General features: G+C 70.2%; 21 protein-coding genes and 1 pseudogene. 7 read left to right on the top strand and 15 right to left on the bottom strand.

Annotated elements, in window-relative coordinates; all coding sequences use genetic code 11:
* Positions 1-80 precede the first annotated feature (80 nt).
* From RM704_RS42235 to RM704_RS42215, 5 genes are all read right to left on the bottom strand, one after another.
* Positions 81-431, bottom strand: a complete 351-nt coding sequence (locus RM704_RS42235) for a hypothetical protein (RefSeq protein WP_033530464.1) — start codon at positions 429-431, stop codon at positions 81-83.
* 30 nt (positions 432-461) lie between these two features.
* Positions 462-1,613, bottom strand: coding sequence for a Rieske 2Fe-2S domain-containing protein (locus RM704_RS42230; protein ID WP_311593173.1), 1,152 nt, complete (start codon positions 1,611-1,613; stop codon positions 462-464).
* A 107-nt stretch (positions 1,614-1,720) separates the two neighbouring features.
* Positions 1,721-2,935 carry a serine hydrolase domain-containing protein gene (locus RM704_RS42225; protein ID WP_033530463.1) on the bottom strand — a complete coding sequence of 405 codons (1,215 nt, stop codon included), beginning with the start codon at positions 2,933-2,935 and terminating at the stop codon, positions 1,721-1,723.
* An 87-nt stretch (positions 2,936-3,022) separates the two neighbouring features.
* A complete protein-coding gene (locus RM704_RS42220) occupies positions 3,023-3,898 on the bottom strand; it encodes a response regulator (protein WP_033530772.1) in 876 nt (291 codons plus the stop codon).
* 8 nt (positions 3,899-3,906) lie between these two features.
* Complete coding sequence (locus RM704_RS42215; RefSeq protein ID WP_438828989.1) at positions 3,907-5,079, bottom strand: sensor histidine kinase; 1,173 nt, start codon at positions 5,077-5,079, stop codon at positions 3,907-3,909.
* 343 nt (positions 5,080-5,422) lie between these two features.
* Here RM704_RS42215 and RM704_RS42210 point away from each other — a divergent pair, with 343 nt between their 5' ends.
* Positions 5,423-5,635 carry a hypothetical protein gene (locus RM704_RS42210; RefSeq protein ID WP_033530461.1) on the top strand — a complete coding sequence of 71 codons (213 nt, stop codon included), beginning with the start codon at positions 5,423-5,425 and terminating at the stop codon, positions 5,633-5,635.
* Between the two features lie 4 nt (positions 5,636-5,639).
* Here RM704_RS42210 and RM704_RS42205 read toward each other — a convergent pair whose 3' ends face one another.
* Complete coding sequence (locus RM704_RS42205; protein WP_033530460.1) at positions 5,640-6,671, bottom strand: LacI family DNA-binding transcriptional regulator; 1,032 nt, start codon at positions 6,669-6,671, stop codon at positions 5,640-5,642.
* 358 nt (positions 6,672-7,029) lie between these two features.
* Here RM704_RS42205 and RM704_RS42200 point away from each other — a divergent pair, with 358 nt between their 5' ends.
* Complete coding sequence (locus RM704_RS42200; protein WP_033530459.1) at positions 7,030-9,093, top strand: RICIN domain-containing protein; 2,064 nt, start codon at positions 7,030-7,032, stop codon at positions 9,091-9,093.
* 147 nt (positions 9,094-9,240) lie between these two features.
* Here RM704_RS42200 and RM704_RS42195 read toward each other — a convergent pair whose 3' ends face one another.
* The 4 genes from RM704_RS42195 to RM704_RS42180 form a co-directional block, all read right to left on the bottom strand.
* Positions 9,241-9,804 carry a hypothetical protein gene (locus tag RM704_RS42195; protein ID WP_033530458.1) on the bottom strand — a complete coding sequence of 188 codons (564 nt, stop codon included), beginning with the start codon at positions 9,802-9,804 and terminating at the stop codon, positions 9,241-9,243.
* Positions 9,805-9,859: 55 nt separating this feature from the next.
* A complete protein-coding gene (locus tag RM704_RS42190; protein ID WP_311593167.1) occupies positions 9,860-10,387 on the bottom strand; it encodes a DUF5990 family protein in 528 nt (175 codons plus the stop codon).
* A 173-nt stretch (positions 10,388-10,560) separates the two neighbouring features.
* Complete coding sequence (locus RM704_RS42185; protein WP_192829790.1) at positions 10,561-10,737, bottom strand: hypothetical protein; 177 nt, start codon at positions 10,735-10,737, stop codon at positions 10,561-10,563.
* A 140-nt stretch (positions 10,738-10,877) separates the two neighbouring features.
* Positions 10,878-11,678 (bottom strand): 8-oxoguanine DNA glycosylase OGG fold protein, encoded by an 801-nt coding sequence (locus RM704_RS42180; protein WP_033530456.1) that lies wholly within the window; start codon positions 11,676-11,678, stop codon positions 10,878-10,880.
* 393 nt (positions 11,679-12,071) lie between these two features.
* Here RM704_RS42180 and RM704_RS42175 point away from each other — a divergent pair, with 393 nt between their 5' ends.
* Complete coding sequence (locus tag RM704_RS42175; protein WP_438828990.1) at positions 12,072-13,475, top strand: 5'-methylthioadenosine/S-adenosylhomocysteine nucleosidase family protein; 1,404 nt, start codon at positions 12,072-12,074, stop codon at positions 13,473-13,475.
* A gap of 715 nt (positions 13,476-14,190) precedes the next feature.
* Here the strand turns inward: RM704_RS42175 and RM704_RS42170 are convergent.
* The 3 genes from RM704_RS42170 to RM704_RS42160 all read right to left on the bottom strand — a co-directional run bounded on the left by RM704_RS42170 (position 14,191) and on the right by RM704_RS42160 (position 15,264).
* Positions 14,191-14,451: a hypothetical protein gene (locus tag RM704_RS42170; RefSeq protein WP_052146343.1), complete on the bottom strand. Its 261-nt coding sequence runs from the start codon at positions 14,449-14,451 to the stop codon at positions 14,191-14,193.
* The gene (locus RM704_RS42165; protein ID WP_033530455.1) at positions 14,448-14,648 is read right to left on the bottom strand and encodes a hypothetical protein; all 201 of its coding nucleotides are present in this window, start codon (positions 14,646-14,648) and stop codon (positions 14,448-14,450) included. Before RM704_RS42165 ends, RM704_RS42170 begins: the two co-directional genes overlap by 4 nt.
* Before the next feature lie 364 nt (positions 14,649-15,012).
* On the bottom strand, positions 15,013-15,264 hold the full coding sequence (locus tag RM704_RS42160) for a hypothetical protein (RefSeq protein ID WP_033530454.1): 252 nt from the start codon (positions 15,262-15,264) through the stop codon (positions 15,013-15,015).
* 133 nt (positions 15,265-15,397) lie between these two features.
* Here RM704_RS42160 and RM704_RS42155 point away from each other — a divergent pair.
* The 4 genes and pseudogenes from RM704_RS42155 to RM704_RS42140 form a co-directional block, all read left to right on the top strand.
* Positions 15,398-15,664 (top strand): annotated as a pseudogene (locus RM704_RS42155) (winged helix-turn-helix domain-containing protein); the annotation flags it as partial.
* 452 nt (positions 15,665-16,116) lie between these two features.
* Positions 16,117-16,659 (top strand): hypothetical protein, encoded by a 543-nt coding sequence (locus tag RM704_RS42150; protein ID WP_033530453.1) that lies wholly within the window; start codon positions 16,117-16,119, stop codon positions 16,657-16,659.
* A 245-nt stretch (positions 16,660-16,904) separates the two neighbouring features.
* Positions 16,905-18,224, top strand: coding sequence for a helix-turn-helix domain-containing protein (locus tag RM704_RS42145; RefSeq protein WP_033530452.1), 1,320 nt, complete (start codon positions 16,905-16,907; stop codon positions 18,222-18,224).
* Positions 18,225-18,253: 29 nt separating this feature from the next.
* Positions 18,254-18,838, top strand: a complete 585-nt coding sequence (locus tag RM704_RS42140) for a hypothetical protein (protein WP_052146342.1) — start codon at positions 18,254-18,256, stop codon at positions 18,836-18,838.
* Between the two features lie 9 nt (positions 18,839-18,847).
* Here RM704_RS42140 and helR read toward each other — a convergent pair whose 3' ends face one another.
* A complete protein-coding gene (gene helR, locus RM704_RS42135; protein WP_033530768.1) occupies positions 18,848-21,121 on the bottom strand; it encodes an RNA polymerase recycling motor ATPase HelR in 2,274 nt (757 codons plus the stop codon).
* Positions 21,122-21,448: 327 nt separating this feature from the next.
* Positions 21,449-22,762, bottom strand: coding sequence for a glycosyltransferase (locus tag RM704_RS42130; RefSeq protein WP_033530451.1), 1,314 nt, complete (start codon positions 22,760-22,762; stop codon positions 21,449-21,451).
* Positions 22,763-22,996: the final 234 nt, after the last annotated feature.

Raw genomic sequence — 22,996 nt, 5'->3', positions numbered from 1 at the left:
GTGGGGGGAGTCGGCTCAAGTTACGCGCGTAGAGAGGGAGTCGCCAAGAGCCCGTGGGTTAAATCCCGGGAACGAACGCCCTACTCCCCGTCGCGCTGGGCGAACTGGAGGGACAGCGCCCGCAGGACATCGGCCGTCGTCGTGTCGGTGCGCCCCTGGTCGTGCACCTCGGCGAGATGGACGAAGGCGTAGGAGAAGCAGTTGGCCAGCGTCACGATCGCCGGCGCCAGGGCGTCCGTGATGATGTGCGCGACCTCCTGGGCGGAGGCGTCGGCCGGCAGCTCGATCTTGGGCAGGGTCTCGACGAGCAGCGCGGAGACGGCCCCCGTCAACGCCACCTCGACACCGGGGTTCTCGCGGGCCTGCCGCCGCACCTCGACCGCCTCGGTGAGAATCCCGACGACTCGCTGCATGATCTCGGATCGCTCCATGGGGGGAGCTTAGGGCCCTTCCGACGCACCTCAGCGACGTCGCGAAGCCCCTGGTGCGCCCCGCGCCACCGACCGGACCGCCTCGACCGAGTCCTGTGCCGTCGACCGGGCCACCTCGACGGCGCCCTCCGCCCCACCCGCGCCGGGACGCGGGTCCCCGTCCGGAGGCGCCGGATAGAACTGCGCGTACCACCGCCGCAGCGCCCTGATCCCCTTCTCGTGCGGAAGCAGCACCGGCCGCGCCTGGTGGATCTTGTGGTCCCAGATCCGTACCTCCTCCCGCACCTCGCCCAGTGCCTCGGCACGGAAGACGAGCTTCAACAGGGGTGTGAGGAAGGGGAGTCGGCGTGGCTTGCGGAGGTAGTACAGCATCCGCAGCTCGCTCGTACGGTCGTCGACGGGCGTGCTGAGCGCGACGGCGGTCACCGACAGCACCGGCCCGTGGGCCCGGACGACCATCACACCCGGTCCGTACATGAACGCGTCGAACGTGTTGTGGATGTCCCGGCCGAAGACCCGCCTGCTGATCGTCCCCCGCGCCTCGGCGAACGGCCCGTCCTCCCGCCACTCCTGGACCGGCGGCTCGCTCTGCCCGTGGATGAAGTGGAAGTGGGACTCGTCGACGATGTTCTCGCGCATCTCCTGGATGTGGATCCGCGCGCGGCACGTGTCGTCGACGGGCGAGGCGAACCGTCGGGACCTCGTCTCCTCGATCTCCGGCACCTCCCACGGGGGTTCGCCCGTCTCGCCCGGCCCGCCCGGCCCGCTCGGCTCCGGTCCGACGTACACGAGGACGAGCCCGCTGTGCTCACGCACCGGGAACCCGCCGATCGACACCTTGGGCGTCCGGACGGCGAACGGTGCCTCCAAGCACCGCCCGTCCGCCCCGAACCGCCACCCGTGGAAGGGACACTCCACCGTCCCGTCCACGACCTTCCCGCCGACGCCCAGATGCGCGCCGTAGTGCGGACAGTGCGCGTCCCGCACGGCGGCCCGCCCGTCGGCCCCGCGGAACGCGATCAGCGCCCGCCCGAAGTAGTGCAGGCTGACGACCCTCCCCGCCCGCAACTCCGCACTGCGCAGCACCGCGTACCACCCGTACGGCACGCTCGGCATCGGATACGCGTCGGCGCGCGGATCACGGTCACGATCCCTGCTGTCATGGCTCCGACGCATTGGCATGCCGCAGATGCTAACGGCCGCCCTGATCTGAGCACGCCAACACCCCCATCCGCATAAGCACCTCAACTAGCCTTCTGAACAAGGAGGTTGCTGGTCCCAGCGTCCCACTACGACGGCATCCCGTACGCCGCCACCATCACGTTCATGGCCACCTTGTTCATGGTGCTGCCCTTGGCGTCGGTGGAGTTGACGCTGTAGACGAGGGTGCGGGAGCCGTCGCGGGTGGAGGCGATGGCGCTGTTGTAGCCCCAGCGCCCCCCGGTCTTGCCCCAGACCTCCCGCCCACCCAGCACCTTGCGCGCCAGCCCCACGGCGTACTCGGCCGGCTTGCCCGTCGTGTGGTCCGTCACGTCCGGCACGGTGAACATCTCCTCCAGCAACGGCCCGCGCGGTACGACCCGCCCCCGGAACAGCGCCTTGGTGAACCGCTCCAGATCCGCCGTGGTCGAGACGATGTCCCCGGCGGCCCACCCGTCTGTCACGCCCCACACGGTCACGTCCCGCAGCCCGGTCGTCCCGTCGTCGAGCGTCATCCGCTGGTACCCGTGGTTGTGCGGGCCCACGATGCGCGGATCGGCCCCCGGGAAGTACGTGTCCCGCAGCCCGAGCGGCCTCAGCACATGCCGCGCGACCTGGTCCTCGTACGAGTCCCCCGTCACCCGCTCGACGATCAGCGCGGCGACCGTGTACCCGATGTTGAGGTAGTGCTGCCGCTCTCCCGGCGCGAACTCCCGCTCCTTCGCCGTCGCCGACCGCACCATCTCCTCCGGGTCGTGGACGCGGAAACGGTTCGCGTACGCCCCCTCGACGGTCGTCCACGGGAAGTCGGGCGCCGGGATGCCGTGCGTGTGGTTGAGCAACTGCCGGACGGTGACACCGCCGTACGACGCCGGAACCAGCTCCGGCAGGTACGAGCGGGCGCTCCGGTCGAGGTCGACCTTCCCCTCGGCGGCCAGGCGCAGCACCAAGGCCGCCGTGAACACCTTGGTCACCGACCCGGCCCGGAAACGGCCCTGGGGATCGGCCGCCCGGTCGGTGGCGAGGTCGTGCACGCCCGAGCTGCCGCGCCACACGCCCTCGCTCCCCCCGACCCGCATGAGGGCGGCGGTGGCGTCGGCGGAGGGCAGTCCGGCGATGGCGGCCTCCATGGCGGTGGCGAGGTCGGCGTCGGCCTGCGGCGGTGACGGTGACCGCGACCACGCGGGGGCGGTGTCGGCGGTCGCGGTCGCGGCGGTGGCGGGCAGGGCCGTCGGCCCCGCCGCCACTCCCAGGAGGAGGGCCGCGGCGATCAGCGCACGGGCGGTGCTCTTCGAGCTGGGCATGGTCAACTCCGTTGATGTGAGCCGGTGTTGTGGTCGTCTCCATCCTGCTGACCGGCGGCTTGGCGCGGATCCCCCGAGCGAGCGGTCCTAGCGGCGTCGTTTCCTCGCCGACGCGGGGGAGGACCAGGCCCGGGAGACTCCCCCGGACGGGCGACTACCGGCCCCGCGCGGGGGAACCACGTCCTGGGACTCCGGTCCCGTGGCCGCGTCGAGCGACGTGCCGCCCGCCCCGAGCGACGCGTCGCCCACCGCGATCAGCCCCGTCTCGTACGCGCAGATCACCGCCTGGATACGGTCCCGCAGGCCGAGCTTGGCGAGCACGTTGCCGACATGGGTCTTGACCGTGTGATCGCTGACGACCAGCTCGGCGGCGATCTCGGCGTTCGACAGCCCCCGCGCCAGCAGCAGCAGGGTCTCCCGCTCCCGCCCGGTCAACACGTCGAGCCGGGGGTCGGGCCGCCGGGCCCGGACGACGGAGGGGGCGGGGCGCGTGTACTGCTCGACCAGCCGCCGGGCCACGGACGGCGCGAGCAGCGAGTCGCCCCGCGCGACCACCCGCACGGCGTGCACGAGATCGTCGCGCCGGACGTCCTTGAGCAGGAACCCGCTCGCCCCCGCGTGCAGCGCCTCGTACACGTACTCGTCGGAGTCGAAGGTCGTCAGCATGACCACCCGGCAGCCGCGGCGCCCATGGTCCGCTCGTTCCGCGCCGTCCGCTGTCTCCACTCCGTCCGCTGTCTCCATGCCGTCCGCACTGATCGCCCGGCACGCCTCGATCCCGTCCATCCGTGGCATCCGGATGTCGAGCAGCGCCACGTCGGCCCCGCACCGCCGTACCGCCTCGACGGCCTCGACCCCGTCACCCACCTCCGCGACGACCTCGATGTCCGGCTGCACGTCGAGGATCAGCGCGAACCCGCTCCGCACGAGCTCCTGGTCATCGGCCACGACCACCCGGATCATCTGACCGGTCAACGCCCCACCTCCGCCGTCGCCACCACGTCCGGCACGTCCGGCACGGTGGGCACGGGTATCCGCACGCGCACCTCGAACCCGCGCCCACCGGGCCCGGCCCCGACCTCCGCCGTACCCCCGTGCGCGGCGGCCCGCTCCCGCACCCCGACGAGCCCGTGTCCACCTCCGCCGTACCCCGCCCGAGGCCCGCGCCCGTCGTCGAGCACACGTATCTCCAGGTCGGAGTCTTTGTAATGAAGTCGGACGGTGACGGTACGGGCGCCCGCATGCCTGACCGTGTTCGTCAGCGCCTCCTGGACGACCCGGAAGACGGTCGCCCCGACGGCTCCCGGCAGCTCCCGCTCCGCCCCCACCACCTCGTACCCGACCGCAAGTCCACTGCCCCGCACCCGGTCGAACAGCGCGGGCAGCTCCCCGACCCCGGGCTGCGGCGCACGGGGAGCGAGCCCGGCCGCGTACGCCTCCCGCTCCTCCGGGCCGCTCCGTTCATGGCCCCCTCCTCCCTCGCTGTCGCGCAGGAGGCCCAGCATCCGCCGCAGCTGGACCATGGCGTCCCGCCCGGTCTCGGAGATCGCGTCGAAGGCGGCCTCGGCCCGCTCCGGCGCCGTACGCACCGCCACGGGCCCGGCCTCCGCCTGCACGATCATCAGGCTGACGGCGTGGGAGAGGATGTCGTGCATCTCCCGTGCGATCCGGGCCCGTTCGCGCGCGGCGACCTGCTCGGCCTCGATCCGATGGGCGCGCTGACGGGCGTCGGTGAGCCGCCCGAAGACGTAGGCGGCCGCGAACACAAAGGCGGAGAAGGTCAGTTCACGCGCGGACCGGGTGTTGAGCCCCACCCCCACGGGCACGGCGATGAGCACCAGCACGCCGCTGACCAGCCGCTTCCAGGGCGGCGAGAGGACGGCGACCGTATAGACGATCACAAGCCCGTTGTACGGCAACGGCTGCCCGGGCCCGTCGAGTGCCAGCTTGTAGACCATGCTGGTCAGCAGAATCGCCAGCAGCACGGCGAGCGGAGCCCGCCGCCGCCACACCAGCGGCACCACCGTGAGCGTGGTCAGCCCGTACGCCGCCCACGTCGCCGGCGCCAGCCCGGCCGCCCGGGGCACCACGAACGGCATCGTCATGGCCCCCTGCACCAACAGGGCGACCCCGACGTCGACCACCCACGGATACCCCTCCGCGAGCCCCCGCCCCCGCACCCACCAACCCCGCGCACCACGCCCGGGTCCACGCCCACGCCCACCCCGTATGCCACTCACGACAGCCCACCGTAACGGCACACGCCCGCACCGACGGGGCGTCCACATTTTCGGGGCCGAGGTGGACCGACTCCGCCAGTCGGCGGCCCCGGAGTACGAGAACTGAGCGTTTGTGAAGATACGTGGCGCAGCCTTCGCCGACCCTCGCGAACCCGTCGCCCCGAAGGCATCATGGCGATGCGGAGGCCAAGGGGGGCCGCACATGAGATCGCGCTGACCGCGGGTCCATGGCAGGGGAGGGCACATCATGGTCGAACGCACTCAGCCGTACACAGCCATCCTGTTCAAGTTCGGTGTCCTGGTCGGCCTGTTGTACATGCCGGTGCTCCTCTTCCACCTGGGCACGTGGTTCCCGTTCGCCGGAGCCAGCGGTTACCTGCTCTGGGAGCTCGGCCGCCTGCACCGGGCGTTCGGCACCCAGCGGCCCGACCAGCGCCAGGAGACGACGAGCGGCACCTGAGCGCTCAGCTGCCGGGTACCGGCGGCGGTGCCGTACTCCGCCGCCGTACGAGCCGGGTGGGCACGAGAGTCGTCCCGTGTTCCTCGCCGCCTTCCCCCGGCTCCCCTCGATCTCCTTCCCCGCCCTCCCGCATCTTGCGCAGTACCCCCTCCACACACAGCCGCCCCACCTCCGCGAAGTCCTGGTGGACGGTGGTCAGGGGCGGCAGGAAGGACGCGGCCTCGGGGATGTCGTCGAACCCGACGACACTCACGTCCTCGGGAACCCGCCGCCCACGCTCGTTCAGCGCCCGCAACAACCCCAGCGCCATCTGATCGTTCGCGACGAACACGGCCGTACAGTCCGCCTCCTCGGCGATCCGCAACCCGGCCCGGTACCCGGACTCGGCCGACCAGTCGCCCCGCACGAGAGGCGGCGCGTCCAGGACACCCGCCTCGGCGAGCGTGGCCCGCCACGCGTTCGCCCGCCGCTGCGCCGCGAACGAGTCCTCGGGCCCGGCCAGGTGCCACACCGTCTCGTGCCCCAGCTCCAGCAGATGCCGTACGGCGTCCCGCGCGCCCCCCGCCTGGTCGGTGTCGACGACGGTGTACCGGTCCCCGGCGTCGGAGTCGGCGACCACGACCTGCACCCCGGGCGGCACGGACACGGTCGCCGCGTCCAGCAGATGCACCTCCATGATCACGATGACCGCGTCCACGGCCAGCTCCCCGAGCCGCGAGAACGCCCCGTTCACCTCGTCCTGCGTCGGCACGGCGACGGGCAGCAGCGTGACGGCGTACCCCTCCCGCGCGGCGGACGTGGCGATCGCGTCGAGCGTGCGGATGTTGCCGAGGGTGGAGAGGGAGAAGGTGATCACGCCGAGCGTCCGGAACTCCCCGCGCCGCAGCGCCCGAGCCGCGCTGTTGGGCCGGTACCCCAGTTCCCGCATGGCGGCGAGCACCTGGCGCCGGGTGTCCTCGTTGACGCCGGCGAAGCCGTTGGAGACCCGGGAGACGGTCTGGGCGGAGACGCCGGCGACCCGGGCGACATCGCTCATGGAGGGCCCTTGCCGGGGCCGCCCCGTACGTCTCCTCGTACGACCGTCGGTCGTGTCCACCTGGGTTCCCCCGACTCTTCCGCCTCGCCCGCGACGACCGGTCGACGCATCGATCTTTGACGAATCCTTGACCGCCGAGATTCGCACAGTGTAGACATCCGCCTCAGTGGATGTTTACGTAAACATTCACCGCGACAAATCATACGAGAGCGCACCGAACCGCAACAGAAGCTCTCACCCGGAGCCTCAAGAGCCCCACCCAGAGCCCCACAAGCAGCACCCCGCCGAACCGCACCACGCGGGCCCCGATCTCTATGTTCCGCCGGGACGCGGCACACGGAAGAGTTGGAGTACTCGAATGGCACACCGCACCCGTACGAGACGGCTCCTCGGGGCCATCGGCATCACGGCCCTGGCCACCGGCACGGCCATGGCCACGACCTCCCTGCCGATGGCGCACGCCGACACGACGGCCGCCGCGTCGGTGACGGTCAGCCCCGACCCCTCCTACAAGGGCCAGAGCTTCGAGGGCTGGGGCACCAGCCTGGTCTGGTTCGCCAACGCGACCGGCGACTACCCGCCCGCGATCCGCGAGAAGCTCGCCAAGCTCCTCTTCGGCGAGGCCGGCCTCAACCTCAACATCGCCCGCTACAACATCGGCGGCGGCAACGCCCCCGACGTCAAGGACTACCTGCGGGCCGGCGGCGCGGTCGAGGGCTGGTGGAAGGCCCCGGCGGGCACCACCCGCGAGGACGTCGACTGGTGGAGCGCCGACGACAAGAAGGACTGGAACAAGAACGCGGACGCCACCCAGCGCTGGTGGGTCGACCGCATCAAGAAGGACATCACGCACTGGGAGACCTTCAGCAACTCCCCGCCGTGGTTCATGACGGAGAGCGGCTACGTCTCCGGCGGCTTCGACGCGTCGAAGGACCAGCTGAAGGAGGAGTCGGTCGAGGACTTCGCCCAGTACCTGGTCGGCGCCACCGAGCGCCTGGAGAAGGCCCACGGCATCAAGGTCGACACCCTCGACCCCTTCAACGAGCCCAACACCAACTACTGGGGCACCAAGCTCGGCGCCGACGGTCAGCCGACCGGAGGCCGTCAGGAGGGCGCCCACATGGGCCCCGAGCTCCAGCAGAAGGTGCTGCGGGCGCTGGGCCCGGTCCTCGACGACTCCCGCACCCGCGCGGAGATCTCCGCGATGGACGAGACGAACCCCGGCACCTTCGCCACGAACTGGAACTCCTACCCCCAGGAGGTCCGCGACCTCGTCGACCAGATGAACGTCCACACCTACGGCACCAGCCAGCGCACCACGGTCCGCGACCTCGCCAAGGCCGCCGACAAGCCGCTGTGGATGAGCGAGGTCGAGGGCGACTGGGGCGACGGCCAGAGCTTCACCGACATGCGCCCCGGCCTGGGCCTCGCCCAGCGCATCGTCGACGACCTGCGCGAACTGGAGCCCCAGGCCTGGGTCTTCTGGCAGCCGGTCGAGGACTACGACAACATGAAGCCCGGCGGCGAGTCCGCCAAGGGCGGCAACTGGGGCTCGATCCAGCTCTCGTTCTCCTGCACGAAGTCGGACACGCTCAAGACCTGCCCGATCTACACGAACACCAAGTTCGACACGGCCCGCAACTTCACGCACTACATCAAGCCGGGCGACCGCCTGATCAAGACCAACGACGAGTCGAGCACGGCCGCGGTGGCGAAGAAGGGCGACAAGGCGACGGTCGTCCACGTCAACAGCACCACCGAGTCCCGCGCGGTGACGGTCGACCTCTCGAAGTTCGGCAAGGTCTCCAAGAAGGCGACGATCACCCCGGTGGTCACGGACGCGGCCGGCAAGCTGATCCGCAAGAAGGCCGTCAAGGTCACCGGCAAGCAGGCGACGATCACGGTCCCGGCCCAGTCGGTGACGTCGTTCCTGGTGAACGGTGTCTCGGGGGTGGCGGCGTCGAAGGCCGAACTCCAGGACAACCACACGTACACCTTCACGGGCGTCCAGAGCAGCAAGAACCTCTCCGTCGGCCCCGACGGCAAGAGCCTGGTCATCAAGACCCCGAGCACCGCGGCCGGCAACACCCAGCAGTGGACCCTGGACCGCATCGGCAAGGGCAAGACCGACAACCGCACGCGCTACGCCCTGACGGAGACCACGTCGCACAAGCGCCTGGCCATCCGCTTCGGCTCCCTGGTGGCCGAACGCGACACGGCCACCCGCGACGAGGCCGCCCAGTGGATCCTGTCCTCGACGGGCGACAGCACGTGGACCCTGGTGAACGTGGCCACGGGCGAACTCCCGGACGTCTACGGCCAGTCGACGACGGACGGCGCGGGAGTCGGAGTCTGGACCCCGAACTCGGGCCTGAACCAGCGCTGGAAGCTGACGGACGTGACGGGGACGACGGCTCCGTAGAGCCGCCGCCCACCACCACGCCACCACAACCGGACAACGGGGGACGGTGACGTCCCACGGGGAGCCCCGGGTCGAGCAGGATCGACCCGGGGCTCCTTCATGGACTCGTGCGGATCCAGGCCGACTTCGCTGGGCGATGCTTGCCTGTCAGCCGCAGCTGAGGTACTCGTAACCCGCCTGACGCGAGTCGTCGTTGGCGTCGGGGAAGACGTACTTGCCCTCGGTGTTTCGGCTCAGGTCGAAGCTGTGCTTCTTGCCCTGGTACCTCAGATACAGCGTCTTGCCGCGAGCGGTCGATCCACCGGTCTGGTACATGTGCTTGTTGGCCAGGCCCATGGTCTCCCCGCCGACAATGCCGTCCTTGTCGGCCCCCAACTGCTTCTGCAGGTAGATGGTCGAGTAGTAGGTGCGCCACCCGAAGTATCCGGTGATGTCGTCCTTCTCGAAGATCTCGTTGTCGTAGTTGGTGGCGTACGCCCCCTCCGCCCACAGAACGCGCTGCCACAGACAGGTGGCGTTGGAGTTGGAGTTGGGCTCCAGCCTTCCGAGATCTCCTTCGTCGTCCCAATCGTCGGAGAACCTGTCGTATCCGCGCACCCACCCGTCGGACATCTTCGCCGAGGCAGGCGATGCCGACAGCCCCAGCGCGGTCACGACGGCGGCGCCCATCACCGCCGCGACGACCCGTGAACGCGTGCCGTGAAAGTTCATGTGATTCCCCCTGTGTCTGTGTCTGTCTGTGTCTGCACCTCGGTCAGGGGCATGCTCACACAGAGGTGGATCCAGGGGACCCTGGAAAGTTCGAGGGTGCCCCGCTGGCCCGGCCCTGGCCGGCGGGCTCGGCGGTCCAGGTGATGTGCGGGGGCGTGACGCGCGCGTACAGGGGGTTGCCGTGCGGATCGGTCAGGCCGAGGCGTCCGACCAGCAGGCCGTCGCGTGCGGCGGCGGCGAGTGTGTCGGCGGGGACGGCGTCGAGCATGAGCTTGGCGCGGCGGAACATGGTGAAGACGCCCGAGTCGTCGACCGTGCCCCAGGACAGGTAGATGAACCGGTGACCGAAGCGGTCCTGTACGTACGGGCCTGTCACCTCGGTGCCGGTCGGCGAGACGGTCGCGCTGCACTCCAGGGTCCAGGTGGCGGACACGGCGTCACCGGGCTGCGGCTCCAGGAGTTCGGCCGGACTGCCGCGGCGCTGCACCGCGACGTGGACGTTGCCGTAGGCGGGGACGTTCCTGTCGGCGGGGGCCGGGCAGGTGCGGCCGGGCAGGTCGACGGCGTCGATACGGATGCGCATACGGGCCATCATCCGCTGCTCCGGCCGTGCAGCGGTGACAGGCAGTTCGTCCCCGGACGGGTGAGGTGCCGTTCGGGGACCAGTGCGATGGGCGGTCCTCCTGCTGAGGGGTGGGGGCCGGAGAAGCCACGTCGCCGGCGCGGGCGGTTGGGTCGGTGAGGCGATGCACGTGGTCAGCAGGCGCCGCATCTGGGCTCCTGTCCGTCGGCATCGAGATCGGCCGGCATGCCCTGCTCGACGCGGCGAACCGCGTCGCTGGCCACGCTGGCCACCTTGAGCTGACGGCGCCCGAGGGCGGTCAGCTCGGTCGGCAGGGCCGGCTGAACCTGTGCCCGCGAGTCACGCGTCACTCCTGGCGCGGTGGTACGCGCGCCGAGCGCTCAGGGGTCGGGACGCGCGGCGCTAAACGGCCAGTCTGCCCAGTGCAGTTGGCGCCTGGCCGCGCCCAGTAGCGAAATGGCACGCCCTCTCAATCCAAGTCCCCGGTGGTCTATGCGGGGTCCCAAGCCCCGCTGAAAAGGGCCAACTCGAGAACGTCCGGCTGCCCTGCGGGCCACTCGATCGACGCGGCACTCAGCTGGTCGCCGACCGCGTACATCCACTGGAGGTAGACGTGATAGCGGTGGGAGGTCCAGTCGCTGTCACGCCAGACGCGGTTGGCGACCGGCGCGGCCCATGCGTAGCCGGCCACGACCCCGATCTTCGTAGCATGCCGACGCAGAACCCCCGCGAGCACGCTGTCGAGAATGAGAGGACGCGGCCCTTTCACCTCCGGCAACGCCTGACCGGCGAAGTAGAGGAACTTGGTGAGAAACGCCGGCCCGAGCCCGTCCACCGCCCGCAGCCTCTCGTAGGCCGCGCACGCACCGTCGTCGACGAGCAGGGACACGGCTTCCGCGAAGGCATCCTCGGCCCCTGGCTGGGCGAGCACCCGCCCCGTGCGGTAGGGACCGTAGCCCGTGAGGCCGTAGCCCCAGACCTGGGTCGCCACGAACGCCTCGGCCCAACTCCGTGATCGCTGCGCTGCCCGAACCGCGGCCACAACCTCGGCCCGACTCACGGAGGCCGAAGCGACCGCGGCCCGGTCGGCGAAAGTGTCGGGCCACGGGGCTACGGCCATCCAACCGCGAGGCGAGTAAGGAATCGCATGCGCCCCGCTGCCATGGCTGTAGCGCCGGCCTCGCTCCGGATCGGCGAGCCAACTGCCCAGTGACTTCACCGCTTCGTCCGGCAGCAGTTGTGCGTGCATCGCCGCGTCGAGCCTGTCGGCCGAAGACTGGTCAAACCTCAAGGAAATCGTCCCTCCCCGCGTGACACGACATCGTGGCACGCGGCGACGGCGACGGCGACGGCGACGGGGTGCGCATGCGTTGAGACGGCTCCGGAGGTCCGTTGAGCTGGAAAGAGCAGCAGTTCAGGGCACTGGTGACAACCAGGCCCGGACGAGTCCACGGGTCCACGAGCCGGACACTTGCCTTGCGGACCTGCATTCATGCTGTTGCCCGGCAGAGGCTGCCCACAGATCGCCGCTGCTGAGACCACCGTGGCCGGGTCTGTCAAACGAGCGGTGTATCCGGGGTTGTTGGGCCTACCGTGGACTTCTATATCGGGACGAGAGAACGGGCGAGGCAAGTTAGTGGTAGACACGAAACTTCCGACCGCGGTCATCCTGACCGCCTTGCCTGTGGAATACAACGCTGTGCGAGCTCGGCTTTCCCAAATTGAGACACTTGTTCACTGGCCCAGTGGTACACGCATCGAACGCGGTCGGCTCGCCGGTTCCTCCTGGCGCGTTGCGCTTGCTGAGATCGGCGAGGGTAACCTCACAGCCGCCACCCTCACCGAGCGCATTTATACCTGGATTGCCCCCCAGGCCCTGTTCTTCGTGGGTGTTGCAGGCGGCCTGAAGGGAGACATCAACATCGGTGATGTCGTGGTGGCTACGAAGATCTGCGGCATCCAGGGCGGTAAGCAGACGCCTGAAGGATTCCTCGTGCGCCCTGAGGCATGGCATGCCACGCATCGGCTGGAACAGGCTGCCCGCTACGCCCTCCGAAATGCCGATTATCAGGTCCACTTTAAACCGATTGCAGTCGGTGACTTCGTCCTCGCTGACGCCGCTTCAGCAATCACACGCCATCTCAACAAACACTACAACGACGCTGTCGCCATCGAGATGGAGGGCGCTGGTGTTGCCCAGGCATCCCGTCTCACCGGCGCCCTGGACAACCTGATTATCCGGGGCATCAGTGATAAGGCTGACGCGCAGAAGCAAGTACGGGATACCGAAGGCTCCCAGCTTCAGGCGGCTCGTAACGCCGCTTCTGCTGTCGTTGCCGTACTCCGCAAACTTGAGCCAGCCGGCAAATCCCAGGTAGCCCAGCCGCCGCCTGCCTCTCTACCGCAGCGGCGCAAGAACGCCTTCGTCTTGGGCGCCGTGGCCGTAGCCATGGCAGCGGTTACAGCAGCCGTGTCCAGTATCTGGCTGGACGGTGAAAGAAGTAACAACACCCCGAAGGACAAGGGTGGCTTCAGTGCAGCTCCACCGCCTACTGTGCCGAGCAATACGCCAAGCCCTACCGACACGTCGAGTAGTAGCGAGCTGCCCACTCAAATCCCGTCATCCAAGCAAGCATCATCCACGCATGAGCAGCCTTCTCCATCCCCCACTCCCGAATTGGGGTCGCCCGATCCACAGCCGACCGAAGCGTTATCGGTTATCTCGACCGTGAAACTTGATGTCCGGCCTGAGGAATATGTGGATCTCGACAAGCCCGGAACGGTGACCGAGGCAGATGCGCATCGCAGCGAGTTCTACGTCACCCTTGCCGGGCAATCCTTTCAGTTTGAGTCATCGGACAGCCGTCCCGGAACTGCGGTGGTCGAATTTGGCCTTCTCGATGAAAGCAGAATTCCCGACTGTGCGGCTCGTGACAGGGCTGATTCGTATGTCCGAATCGACGACATACTGGACAAGGGTGGGCTTTGCGTGCTTAGTAGCGAAGACAGCTGGGTGCTTATCACGATCCGGAGCAACGATCCGTACGACAACATGGTTCGACTAAACCTTAGTTACCTCGAGAGTTGACCATTGTTGGCCTGTCCTGGACTCGCGGCCTAGCGGAGCTGGCAGTATGACAACTGGATCACGCGAATGTTGACGCACTCAACGACGCGGGAAGCAGTGACACGAGTCGGGTGACGTCCATGACACTCGGGACGGCGCGGCGGCTCCCCTCACGGCCGCCGGAGCCGCGCCTTGTGATGGAAATCCTTGGGCACAGTCAGAGCAGCATCACCATGGACGTGTACACGCACGTTGTGCAGGACACCCAGCATTAGGCGGTCAGCCACATGGACCGGCTGATCAAGCGGCGGACCGTCGTCGGTGACCGCCCTGGTTCGGCTGCGTCGGTGGATGCCTCCCGTACGTGGCCGGTAGCACCTGCGCCAACCAGTTAGGGACATGCCGAGCACAGAGGCAACACGTGGAGAGGGTCCGGACCCTGGTGGCTCCGATATGGCAACAGGTCCCCTACCGGCGGGAGAACTGCGGACAGGGGCCACCGGTTGAGGCGTTCGGTGCGGGAGCCGCTGCGTGAGCGGTGCGTCTCAGACGTGAAGGACGTTGGTCTGCAGACCGCCGGGCACTCGCGGGTGGTGGCGGAGAAGGTCTGGATTTCTTTTGTGCGGGAGGGCGTTGGCCTGCCTTCACGGCCAGCCTTTACTGCGTCTCCCGGCCCGGATTCGTACGGCGCCGGGCCGGGAGACGGTTCAGCAACCCGGTGGTGCTGCGGGACCTGCTACGCGCGCCCGACGATGTGCGCCGCCCCCGGCGAGGCCTGCACCGACTGGCGGCACTCAGGCGCGGCCGGTGGTGACGGTTCGCCGTCGAGGGCGCGGCAGAGTGCGGCGTGCAGGTGTTCGGCCTCGGCGAGGGTGAGGGTGAGTTCGGTGTCGGCGGCGTGTCCGTCGGTGAGGGACAGGCGGAGCGGTACGGCGAGGCGGTTGTCGTCGGTGCGGCGCACCGGGCGGCCGGGTGGGCGTTCGATGGTCCAGCTCATGACGTCGTCGCCTTTCCGATGCGCGTGAGGCGGTACGTGCCCCACAGCTGACGTCCGTCCTCGCAGCCGTCCTGAGCCTTGGGGGTGCCCTTGCAGCCGGCGGCGCACGTGCGGGTGTGCTCGAACCAGAGGCGGTAGGCGCGGAGCATGGGGAGTTCGGGGCGGGGCACGGCGGCTGCGTTCTGTCGGCTGGGCATCAGTGCGCCTCCGTCAATCGGTACGCACATCGCCTGTACTGGCGTACCTCCGGGGCGAGGAGGTAGGCGCCGACGAGAGTGCTGTTGATGTCGTCCATGGTGATGGGGGGCACTTCTGTGTGAGGTCGTGGGTGCGAACTTCTGTGGGGCGGGGTGCTTGTGAGGAAGTTGGCCCACGTCTCCAGCGAAGGGCGGCACGGCGACAGGCTCGGATCGGGATGAGAGTCAGAGCGTGAGCGCTGGGGCAGAAGATGGTCTTCCGGATCTGGCAGTCCGATCAGTACTGCTCTGGCCCAGGCAAACGCCCGTGATACAAGCTTCATTGTCGATCTCCTGGTTGGATCGGCCATGCCCCGGGGCCGTGTCAGCGGTCGCCGGGGCTCTGTTCGGCCTTGTCAATGACGAGCGCCCAGAGGTGGTCGCTTTCACCGGTGCGCCGATGCCCGTACGCGTCGGCGTCGGCGATGGCGGCCAAAACGGCTCTGCGTGAGGCCGCGCTCAGCTCCTGCGGCAAGTCCACTTCCAGTCGGACACCGGCGGCAGATTCCTGGCGGCGCACCTCGGCCCCCGTGGCTACGGCCAGTCGAGCGGCAATGCATTCGGCCTTCGGTCGCACAGGTCTCCCCCGTAAGCGCACGATCACACAGCGTACTTCTACTTCAGTAGCTTCTACCTGATGCAGTAGCTTGTCAATGTCGTCGTCAACCGCATCACCAGCCCTGCGCGTTCGGGGCAGCACGGAGAGTCGTATGCCGCGAGAGGCCCCCTATCTCGATGTCGCGGACGACCTGCGCCGCCGGGTGCGGGCGGGGGAGTGGGACGTCGGTGAGCGTCTGCCGTCGCGAGCGCAGCTCGCCGAGGAGTACGGGGTGGGGCGCAATGTCACGCAACGTGCCATGGAGCGCCTGATCATTGAGGGCATCCTGGAGGGGCGGGCCGGGTCGGGAACGTATGTCCGAGCACCTCGCGAGCGGTTGCGCATGGTTCGGTCCCGGCACAGTGAGCATCGGGGCGGGGGCTGAGCCCGTGAGCCCGTGAGCCCGTGAGCCCGTGAGCCCGTGAGCCCGTGAGCCCGTCTGCCCGTCTGCCCGTCAGGGGGACAGGCGCGCTCAGGCGCACTCGCCCACAGGTGAGGAGAGAGTGCGGGGCGGTCGACGTTCGACGCGCCACCCGGCGGCACCACGACTTCCGGTGCGGCCGTCCAGGCGGCATCCCAGCCAATCCCAGGCATTCCCAGGACCCCGTTCTCCGCAGGTCAACAGGGGTGGGACCGTTCTGCCGCCGGGGATGGGTCGGCAGCTGTTGTGGTGATCCCCGGCGTCCTCGAAGCTCTGGGTGTCGCCCCGGCCGGGACGTGATGACCGCCCGGCAGCGGTACGACGGCGACACCCTCCCGAGCCTGCGTGGCGGGCACCTCTGTGCCCGAGCGCCTGGCGAACCCCTTGACGATCAGAGAAGGAAGACGCACATGAACAGGAAGTCCCCCGCACGCCGTGGTTCGGGTCTCCGCGCGGCCGCCGCCGGCCTTGTCCTGGCTGTCGCGCTCGGCGTGTCGGCGCAGATGCCGGCGCAGGCGTCCGTCCATGCCTCGGCACAGGCGCCCACCGCCGCCTCGAAGCCGGCCGCCGCCGCGCCGAAGTCGGTCACCGGTACGTCCGGACACGTGGTGACCCGGGTCGCCGACTTCTACGGCGCGTACATCGACGCGAAGGGCGACTACGCGGACCCCGACGCCGCGCTGGGCAAGGCGCTGCGCAAGCACTACCTGACGCCCGACTTCGCCAAGCGGCTGGCGGCCTGGGAGAAGAAGAACGGGGCGGACGGCGTCCTGCGTGCCCAGAACATCCCGGCGCGGTGGACGGTGACCGACAACGGCAGCATGGGGCACACGCACGAGGTCACCGTCACGCTCACCTTCGGCAGTGGGAAGACCGCGAAGAAGAGCAAGCTCTACGTGCTCGTGGAGCGGTACAACCGCATCTCCGACATCGCGACCAAGAGCGCCCACTGACGGCGGAGCCCGCCCCGTCCAGCCGGACGGGGCACCCGCCCCGTCCAGCCGGTCAGCGGCCATGAACGCGAGCGTCGGCGGCCGTGAACGCGACCCTCGGCGTCTGCGTATCGGACGTCGCCGACCATCGGGGTCCGGCGTGAGGTCTGCCGTCCTTCGGGCAACAAGGAACCATCCCCGCCCACCTGACGTGCAGTGATATCAGGGCCTGGGATGCGGAATCACGGGCGGACGACAGGGGAACGATGTCGGTTCGGGACGATGCCGAGGAGTTCGCGGCGTTGCTGCGTCAGCTCAAAGACCGCACCGGCCGGAGCTACGGCTCCCTCGCCCGCGAGATCAGCATGAACGCCTCCACACTGCACCGGTACTGCGCGGGCGAGGGCGTGCCGCAGGACTTCGCGCCCGTCGAGCGGCTCGCGACCTTCTGCGGGGCTACACCGCAGGAGCGGCTCGATCTGCACCGACTGTGGTTGTCGGCAGTGGCGGCCCGGCAACGGGTGCGTACGGCCGACTCACCGGAGGCAGCTATTCCGGCACCCGCACCCGCACCCGCACCGGACACGGAAACGAAAACGGACCCGGACCCGGACCCGGACAGGGGGAGGGACAGGGACACGGAAACGGAAACGGCTGCAGACGGGGACGGGGGCGGGGAAGGGGACGGCGGCAGGGATCGAGACAGCAGCCGGTACGGCGACCGTGCGGGCTCCGCGCGCCGCCGTCGACGGATTCTCGTGTCCGCCACCACTGCCGCCTGCGCACTGCTCGTCATCGCCGTCGCGGGTCTGTCCGCCCTCTCGGACGGCCACTCCTCCGGGGAGGACGCGTCCCGCTCCGTGAGCCCCGGGGGGACCGCCGGGACAACCGCCGCCGGCGCACCGGGTCGCCCGGCGCAGCCGTCGGCCACCGAGCCCGCCGCCGACCCGCCCCTCACCTGGAGCGTCGACCCCCTGGTCTGGGACAAGGGCTGCGACCACGACTACGTCATCGACAAGCCGGTCGCGCGGGTGCCTCCGCCGCCGCTCCCGCAGGACGTCGAGGTGTGGGCGGCGACGCAGGGCGCGGTGCACGGACGGCAGACGAAGGTGCAGATCTCCGTGCAGGGGCGGTCGTCCACGGCCGTGGTCCTGAAGGCGATCCACGTCAGGGTCGTCAGCCGCGGCACTCCCGCCGACGGGAACGCCTACTCCATGGGCCAGGGCTGCGGCAGCGACCTCACCCCCCGCCGCTTCACCGTGGACCTCGACGAGGACCGTCCCGTCGCCCAGCCGAAGGACGGCGCGAACGCTGCCGACGGCGGGCACGTCATCCCGGCGGTGCGCTTCCCGTACCGTGTCTCCGCCGAGGATCCGGAGGTGCTGGAGGTCCACGCGACGACACTGACCCACGACGCCCGCTGGTACCTCGAACTCGACTGGTCCTCCCAGGGCCGCACCGGCACGATCCGCATCGACGACGACGGCCGCCCGTTCCACACCACCGGCATCAAGGGCATGCCGCACTACTGGTACGGCACGAACGACGCGGGAGAGCGATCCTGGGTCCCGCTCGACAGCCACTAGAGCCACCAGGACGAGGGAGGCGTGATCGCATGACCACCGCCAAGGCCGGCCCGGCCTCGCGACAGCAGACAGCCATCGCGGTGACCGGGCATCTGGACCTGACCGAGCAGACCGTCCCCCTCGTGCGTGGGGCGTTGGACGACCTGCTCAGACCGTACGCCCCGGACGCCGACTCCGCCGACTCCGCCGACTCCGCCGGCCCCGGTGGCTCCGGCGGCCCCGGTGGCCCCCTCGTCGGGGTGTCCTGCATCGCCAAGGGGGCCGACACGGTCTTCGCCGAAGCCGTGCTCGGTCTCGGCGGGCGGCTGATCGTCGTCGTGCCCTCGCGCGACTATCGGCGGAGCACCGTAGAGCCCGAGCACGCGGACTCCTACGACCGGCTCGTCGAGGCCGCCGAGGAGGTCGTCGTGCTTCCCTACGAGACGGCCGACCGGGAGGCGTACGAGGCCGCCAACGCCGTACTCATCCAGCGGGCCGATCGGCTCGTGGCCGTATGGGACGGTGCGCCGCCCACCGGCAAGGGCGGCGGCACCGCCGATGCCGTGCTCGAAGCGCGGGCGGCCGGGATTCCCGTGGACGTCGTCTGGCCGGAGGGGGCCGCTCGCAGCGGATGAACGTCGGGCTCAGGCGGTGGTCGTGAGGATCACCAGTCGTTGGGTCGCCCGCGTCATCGCCACGTAGTGGTCCACCGCTCCCTCGATGCCCTCGCCGAAGGTTTCCGGGTCGACGAGGACCACGAGGTCGAATTCGAGGCCCTTCGACAGTTCGGGGGTGAGCTGGCGGACTCGGGGGGTCGGGGGGATGCGCGTCGCGGAGCCCGGCGCGGTGATCACGCACGCGGTTCCGTCCGCGTTGGCGGACAGCCAGGCGTCCAACGTCGAGCCGAGTGCCACCTCCACATCGGACGTGCGGGTGTGTTCGACCGGGATGCCGTTGCTGCGGATGGACGTCGGGACGTTCGCGTCGGGGAGTGCGGCGCGGATCACCGGTTCCGCCTCCGTCATGATCTCTTCCGGGGTGCGGTAGTTGATGGTGAGGGAGGACTGCGTGATGCGGTCCAGGCCCACCCTCTTCAGGCGGTCCTGCCACGACTCCGTGAAACCGTGCCTGGCCTGGGCGCGGTCCCCGACGATCGTGAAGCTGCGGGACGGGCAGCGCTGCAGCAGCATCTGCCATTCCGCGTCGGTCAGTTCCTGCGCCTCGTCCACGACGATGTGGGCGAAGGGGCCCGCCAGCAGGTCCGGGTCGGCGGTGTGGAGTTCGGAGTCGTCGACCAGGCTCACCTGGGCGTCCTCGCCGCGCAGCATCGTCACCAGGCCTTCGCCGTCGTCGCCGTCGGCGCCGGAGTTGGCGACCGCCTCGATCAGGTTGTCCACGACCTGGGTCATGCGCTCGCGCTGGGCGGCGAGCGTGGCCGCGTGGCGGCGTTTGCGGCGGGCCGTCTCCGGGTCGCCCAGGCGTTGACGGGCGGCGTCGAGGAGGGGCAGGTCGGAGGTCGTCCAGGCCTGGGGGTCCTCGCGCTGGAGGCGCCGCACTTCGTCACGGGTCAGCCAGGGGGCGCACAGCCGCAGGTACGCCGGTACCGACCACAGGTCTCCCACCAGGTCCGCCGCCTCCAGGAGCGGCCAGGCCCGGTTGAAGGTCGTGACCAGGTCCCTGTTCTGCAGGAGGGCCCTGCGCAGGAGCGCGGGGGGCACGGCCGCCTCGGAGTCGGGGTCCCCGGCGGGATCGGCGGCGGCTTGTGCCTCGTGCTTGTCGGTCAGGATCGTGAGCAGTTCCTCCCAGACCTGGTGGCGGGCCTCGTTGTGCGGGGTGCCCGGTTCCGCCGCGTCGAAGGCCGCGGTCCAGTCGGCGGGGCTCAGCCGGATGTCGGACCAGGGCGTCGTGACCGTCATGCCCTCGGTGGGCGGTTCCTCGTAGAAGCGGACGGCCTTCTCGATGCCGCCCACCAGCGCCGCCGACGACTTCAGGCGCGCCACCTCCGGGTCGGGCTCGACACCGGCCACCGCCCCCTCCGCGACCAGGTCCCGCAGGATGCACGTCTGCACGCCCTCCTCGCCGAGGCTGGGCAGGACGTCGGCGACGTAGGAGAGGTACGGGCGGTGGGGGCCGACGAAGAGCACGCCGCCGCGGCGGTGGCCCAGACGGGGGTCGGAGTGGAGGAGGTAGGCGGAGCGGTGCAGGGCGACGACCGTCTTGCCGGTGCCGGGGCCGCCGTCCACGACCAGCGCGCCCCGGGAACTCGCGCGGATGATGGCGTCCTGGTCGGCCTGGATGGTGCCGAGGACGTCCCGCATGCGCTCCGACCTGTTGGTGCCCAGGCTGGCGATGAACGCGGACTGGTCGTCGAGGGCGGCGGTGTGGTGGTGGTCGGTGAGGCTGTCGAGCGCGGAGGAGGAGAAGATCTCGTCCCAGTAGTCGCTGATACGGCCGTCGGTCCAGCGGTAGCGGCGGCGGCTGGCGAGGCCCATCGGGTTGGCGTGCGTCGCGCCGAAGAAGGGCTCGGCGGCGGGGGAGCGCCAGTCGATCAGCAGGCGGCGGCCCGTGGTGCTGTCGGTGAGGCCCAGTCGGCCGATGTAGAGGGGGGTCTCCGGGTCGTCCTCGGGCACCATGTGGCCGAGGCACAGGTCCAGGCCGAAGCGGCGCAGGGTGCGCAGACGGGCGGTCAGGCGGTGGATCTCCGTGTCGCGGTCCATGGCCTGCCGGCCCAGGCCGCCGGGGGCCCGCCGTTCGGCGTCGAGCTGGGCGGAAGCCTCGGCGATCGACTGGGCGAGGCAGGTGGCGAGGGCCGCGAAGTGCCGCTCGTCGGTCGAGATGAGGGAGGGGTCGGCTTTCGCGGCGAGTCGGTCGGGCAGGCGGAACGCGCTGGGGTTGGTGGGGGTGGTCGGGGGGTTCATCTCATCGACTCCGAACGTCATGTGCGCGTGCTTCGAGTGTGGGGGGTGCGGAGGGTGGTCCTGTGGGGCGGGGGTGCCTAGAGGGGCTGTGGATGCGTCGTGACTGGGGTGAGTGGGGTGGGGTGGTGCATCGCGTGGGGTCGGGGGCGTCGCGTGGGGTCGGGGGGTCCTGTGGGGTGGGTGTGTCATGGCCTGGGGCGGCTTACGCCGGTCGTAGCGGGAGCCCGCCGTGCCGGTCGTCGGCCCCGGCACGCCGGTCGACCCAGCCCGCCGGTCACAGGCCCCGGCCCACCGGTCGTACGCCCCGGCCTGCCCGCCACCTCCCGCTCACACCGGCGCCGCCGATCCCCGGCGCTCCCCTCCGTAGGTGTCGAGCAGCAGCCTCGCCGCCCGCGTCGCCCCGTCCGGCAGGACCACCCCGGCCACCTCGGCCGCCCGCGCCGCCGTCTCCGACGCCAGGGCCACCTTCAGTGCCGTCGACAGGGACTCGAACGTCGGGGTCGGGCCGTCGTGGGCCACGCCGATGCCCAGGTCGGCCACCCGGCCCGCGAAGTACGGCTGGTCCGCGCCCTGGGGCACCACCACCTGGGGCGTGCCCGCCCAGGTCGCCGTCGTCGTCGTACCCGCGCCGCCGTGGTGGACGACGGCGGCGACGCGGCGGAACAGCGCGTGGTGGTTGGCCTCCCCGACGACGAAGCAGTCGTCCCGGTCGTCGAGTACGGCCAGTTCCGCCCAGCCCCGGGAGAGGATCACACGGCGGCCGTGCGCGCGGATCGCCTCGACGCAGGCTCCGGCGACGTCCTCGGAGCCGCCGATGGCGATGCTGCCGAAGCCGACGTACACGGGCGGCGTGCCCGCGTCCAGGAACGCCGTCAGCTCGGGCGCGAGCGGTCGCTCGTCCGGCACGATCCAGGTGCCGGTCTGCACGACGCCGTCGCCGCCGAGGCCGAGGCCGAAGGACGACGGTTCCCGCCGTACGCCCTCCGCAGCGACCTCGCCCGCGCCCTCCGACGGCGACCGCCACGGATCCAGTACCGGATCCGTCGCCAGCCACGGCCGGTCGGTGAAGACGTGGTCGCGGACGTCGGCCACCGGTGGCAGGCCGACCGACGTCCGGTGGGTGTTGATCACCTCGCCGAACAGGTCGTTCGCACTCCGGGCGTCGAAGTCCCACAGGGCGCGGTTGTCGGTCGTGTCCGTCGGCAACGGCCGCCCCGGCCGGGCCATCGGCGGATGGTGGGGCGACGGCAAGGACACGGACTGGAAGCTCGCGTACACGTACGGGATGCCCAGCTTGTCGGCCACCGACCGCACACAGGCCGCGGCCGGGAGCAGTCCCGTCGCCACCAGGACGTCACAGCCCTCGGCCGCCTCGGCGACCGTGTCGAACTCCGCGAGCAACTCGGCCGCACGTCGGGGCACGCCGCCCGGCGTCGGCGGCGCCGCCGCGGTCATCAGCGCGCGTACGGGGCGGCCGAACAGCACCAGCGGTACGCCGACACCGGCCAGCCGCCGCGCGAACTCCTCGTCCGGCGGCGCGCACACCCGCACCTCCGCGTCGAGTTCACGCAGCCGGACCGCGAGTCCCACCAGCGGCTCGACGCCCCCGCGCGAGTCGTAGTTCGCCAACAGCACACGCATCCAAGCGCCCCCGGTTTTCGTCGATTCAGGCTCAGGCCGGAGATTCTGCGGCACCACGGGGGCCTTGCCGCAAGCCCCCCGGTGCGCTATACGTTGAGAGTGGCAAGGAGTGCATGACCTCCTTGCCTTTGTCGTTTCCGGCCTCCGGATCGGCCCCGCCCGGCCTCCGGATCGGCCCCGCCCGGCCTCCGGATCGGCCCCGCCCGGCCTCCGGATCGGCCCCGCCCGGCCTCC

The sequence above is a fragment of the Streptomyces gottesmaniae genome (assembly GCF_031845845.1).
GTDB classification, from domain to species: Bacteria; Actinomycetota; Actinomycetes; order Streptomycetales; family Streptomycetaceae; genus Streptomyces; species Streptomyces akebiae.
Note: the sequence above shows the minus strand (reverse complement) of the source record. Positions and strands in the feature narration are given on the sequence as shown.

Excerpts from the sequence above, each read along its gene's own strand:
- RM704_RS42220 (WP_033530772.1), bottom strand. The coding sequence starts at position 3,898 with ATGATCCGGGTGGTCGTGGCCGATGACCAGGAGCTCGTGCGGAGCGGG.
- RM704_RS42190 (WP_311593167.1), bottom strand. The coding sequence starts at position 10,387 with ATGCGCATCCGTATCGACGCCGTCGACCTGCCCGGCCGCACCTGCCCG.
- RM704_RS42195 (WP_033530458.1), bottom strand. The coding sequence starts at position 9,804 with ATGAACTTTCACGGCACGCGTTCACGGGTCGTCGCGGCGGTGATGGGC.
- RM704_RS42130 (WP_033530451.1), bottom strand. The coding sequence starts at position 22,762 with ATGCGTGTGCTGTTGGCGAACTACGACTCGCGCGGGGGCGTCGAGCCG.
- RM704_RS42145 (WP_033530452.1), top strand. The coding sequence starts at position 16,905 with ATGTCGGTTCGGGACGATGCCGAGGAGTTCGCGGCGTTGCTGCGTCAG.
- RM704_RS42140 (WP_052146342.1), top strand. The coding sequence starts at position 18,254 with ATGACCACCGCCAAGGCCGGCCCGGCCTCGCGACAGCAGACAGCCATC.
- helR (WP_033530768.1), bottom strand. The coding sequence starts at position 21,121 with ATGAACCCCCCGACCACCCCCACCAACCCCAGCGCGTTCCGCCTGCCC.
- RM704_RS42225 (WP_033530463.1), bottom strand. The coding sequence starts at position 2,935 with ATGCCCAGCTCGAAGAGCACCGCCCGTGCGCTGATCGCCGCGGCCCTC.
- RM704_RS42200 (WP_033530459.1), top strand. The coding sequence starts at position 7,030 with ATGGCACACCGCACCCGTACGAGACGGCTCCTCGGGGCCATCGGCATC.
- RM704_RS42230 (WP_311593173.1), bottom strand. The coding sequence starts at position 1,613 with ATGCCAATGCGTCGGAGCCATGACAGCAGGGATCGTGACCGTGATCCG.
- RM704_RS42165 (WP_033530455.1), bottom strand. The coding sequence starts at position 14,648 with ATGCCCAGCCGACAGAACGCAGCCGCCGTGCCCCGCCCCGAACTCCCC.
- RM704_RS42235 (WP_033530464.1), bottom strand. The coding sequence starts at position 431 with ATGGAGCGATCCGAGATCATGCAGCGAGTCGTCGGGATTCTCACCGAG.
- RM704_RS42150 (WP_033530453.1), top strand. The coding sequence starts at position 16,117 with ATGAACAGGAAGTCCCCCGCACGCCGTGGTTCGGGTCTCCGCGCGGCC.
- RM704_RS42170 (WP_052146343.1), bottom strand. The coding sequence starts at position 14,451 with ATGAGCTGGACCATCGAACGCCCACCCGGCCGCCCGGTGCGCCGCACC.
- RM704_RS42210 (WP_033530461.1), top strand. The coding sequence starts at position 5,423 with ATGGTCGAACGCACTCAGCCGTACACAGCCATCCTGTTCAAGTTCGGT.
- RM704_RS42205 (WP_033530460.1), bottom strand. The coding sequence starts at position 6,671 with ATGAGCGATGTCGCCCGGGTCGCCGGCGTCTCCGCCCAGACCGTCTCC.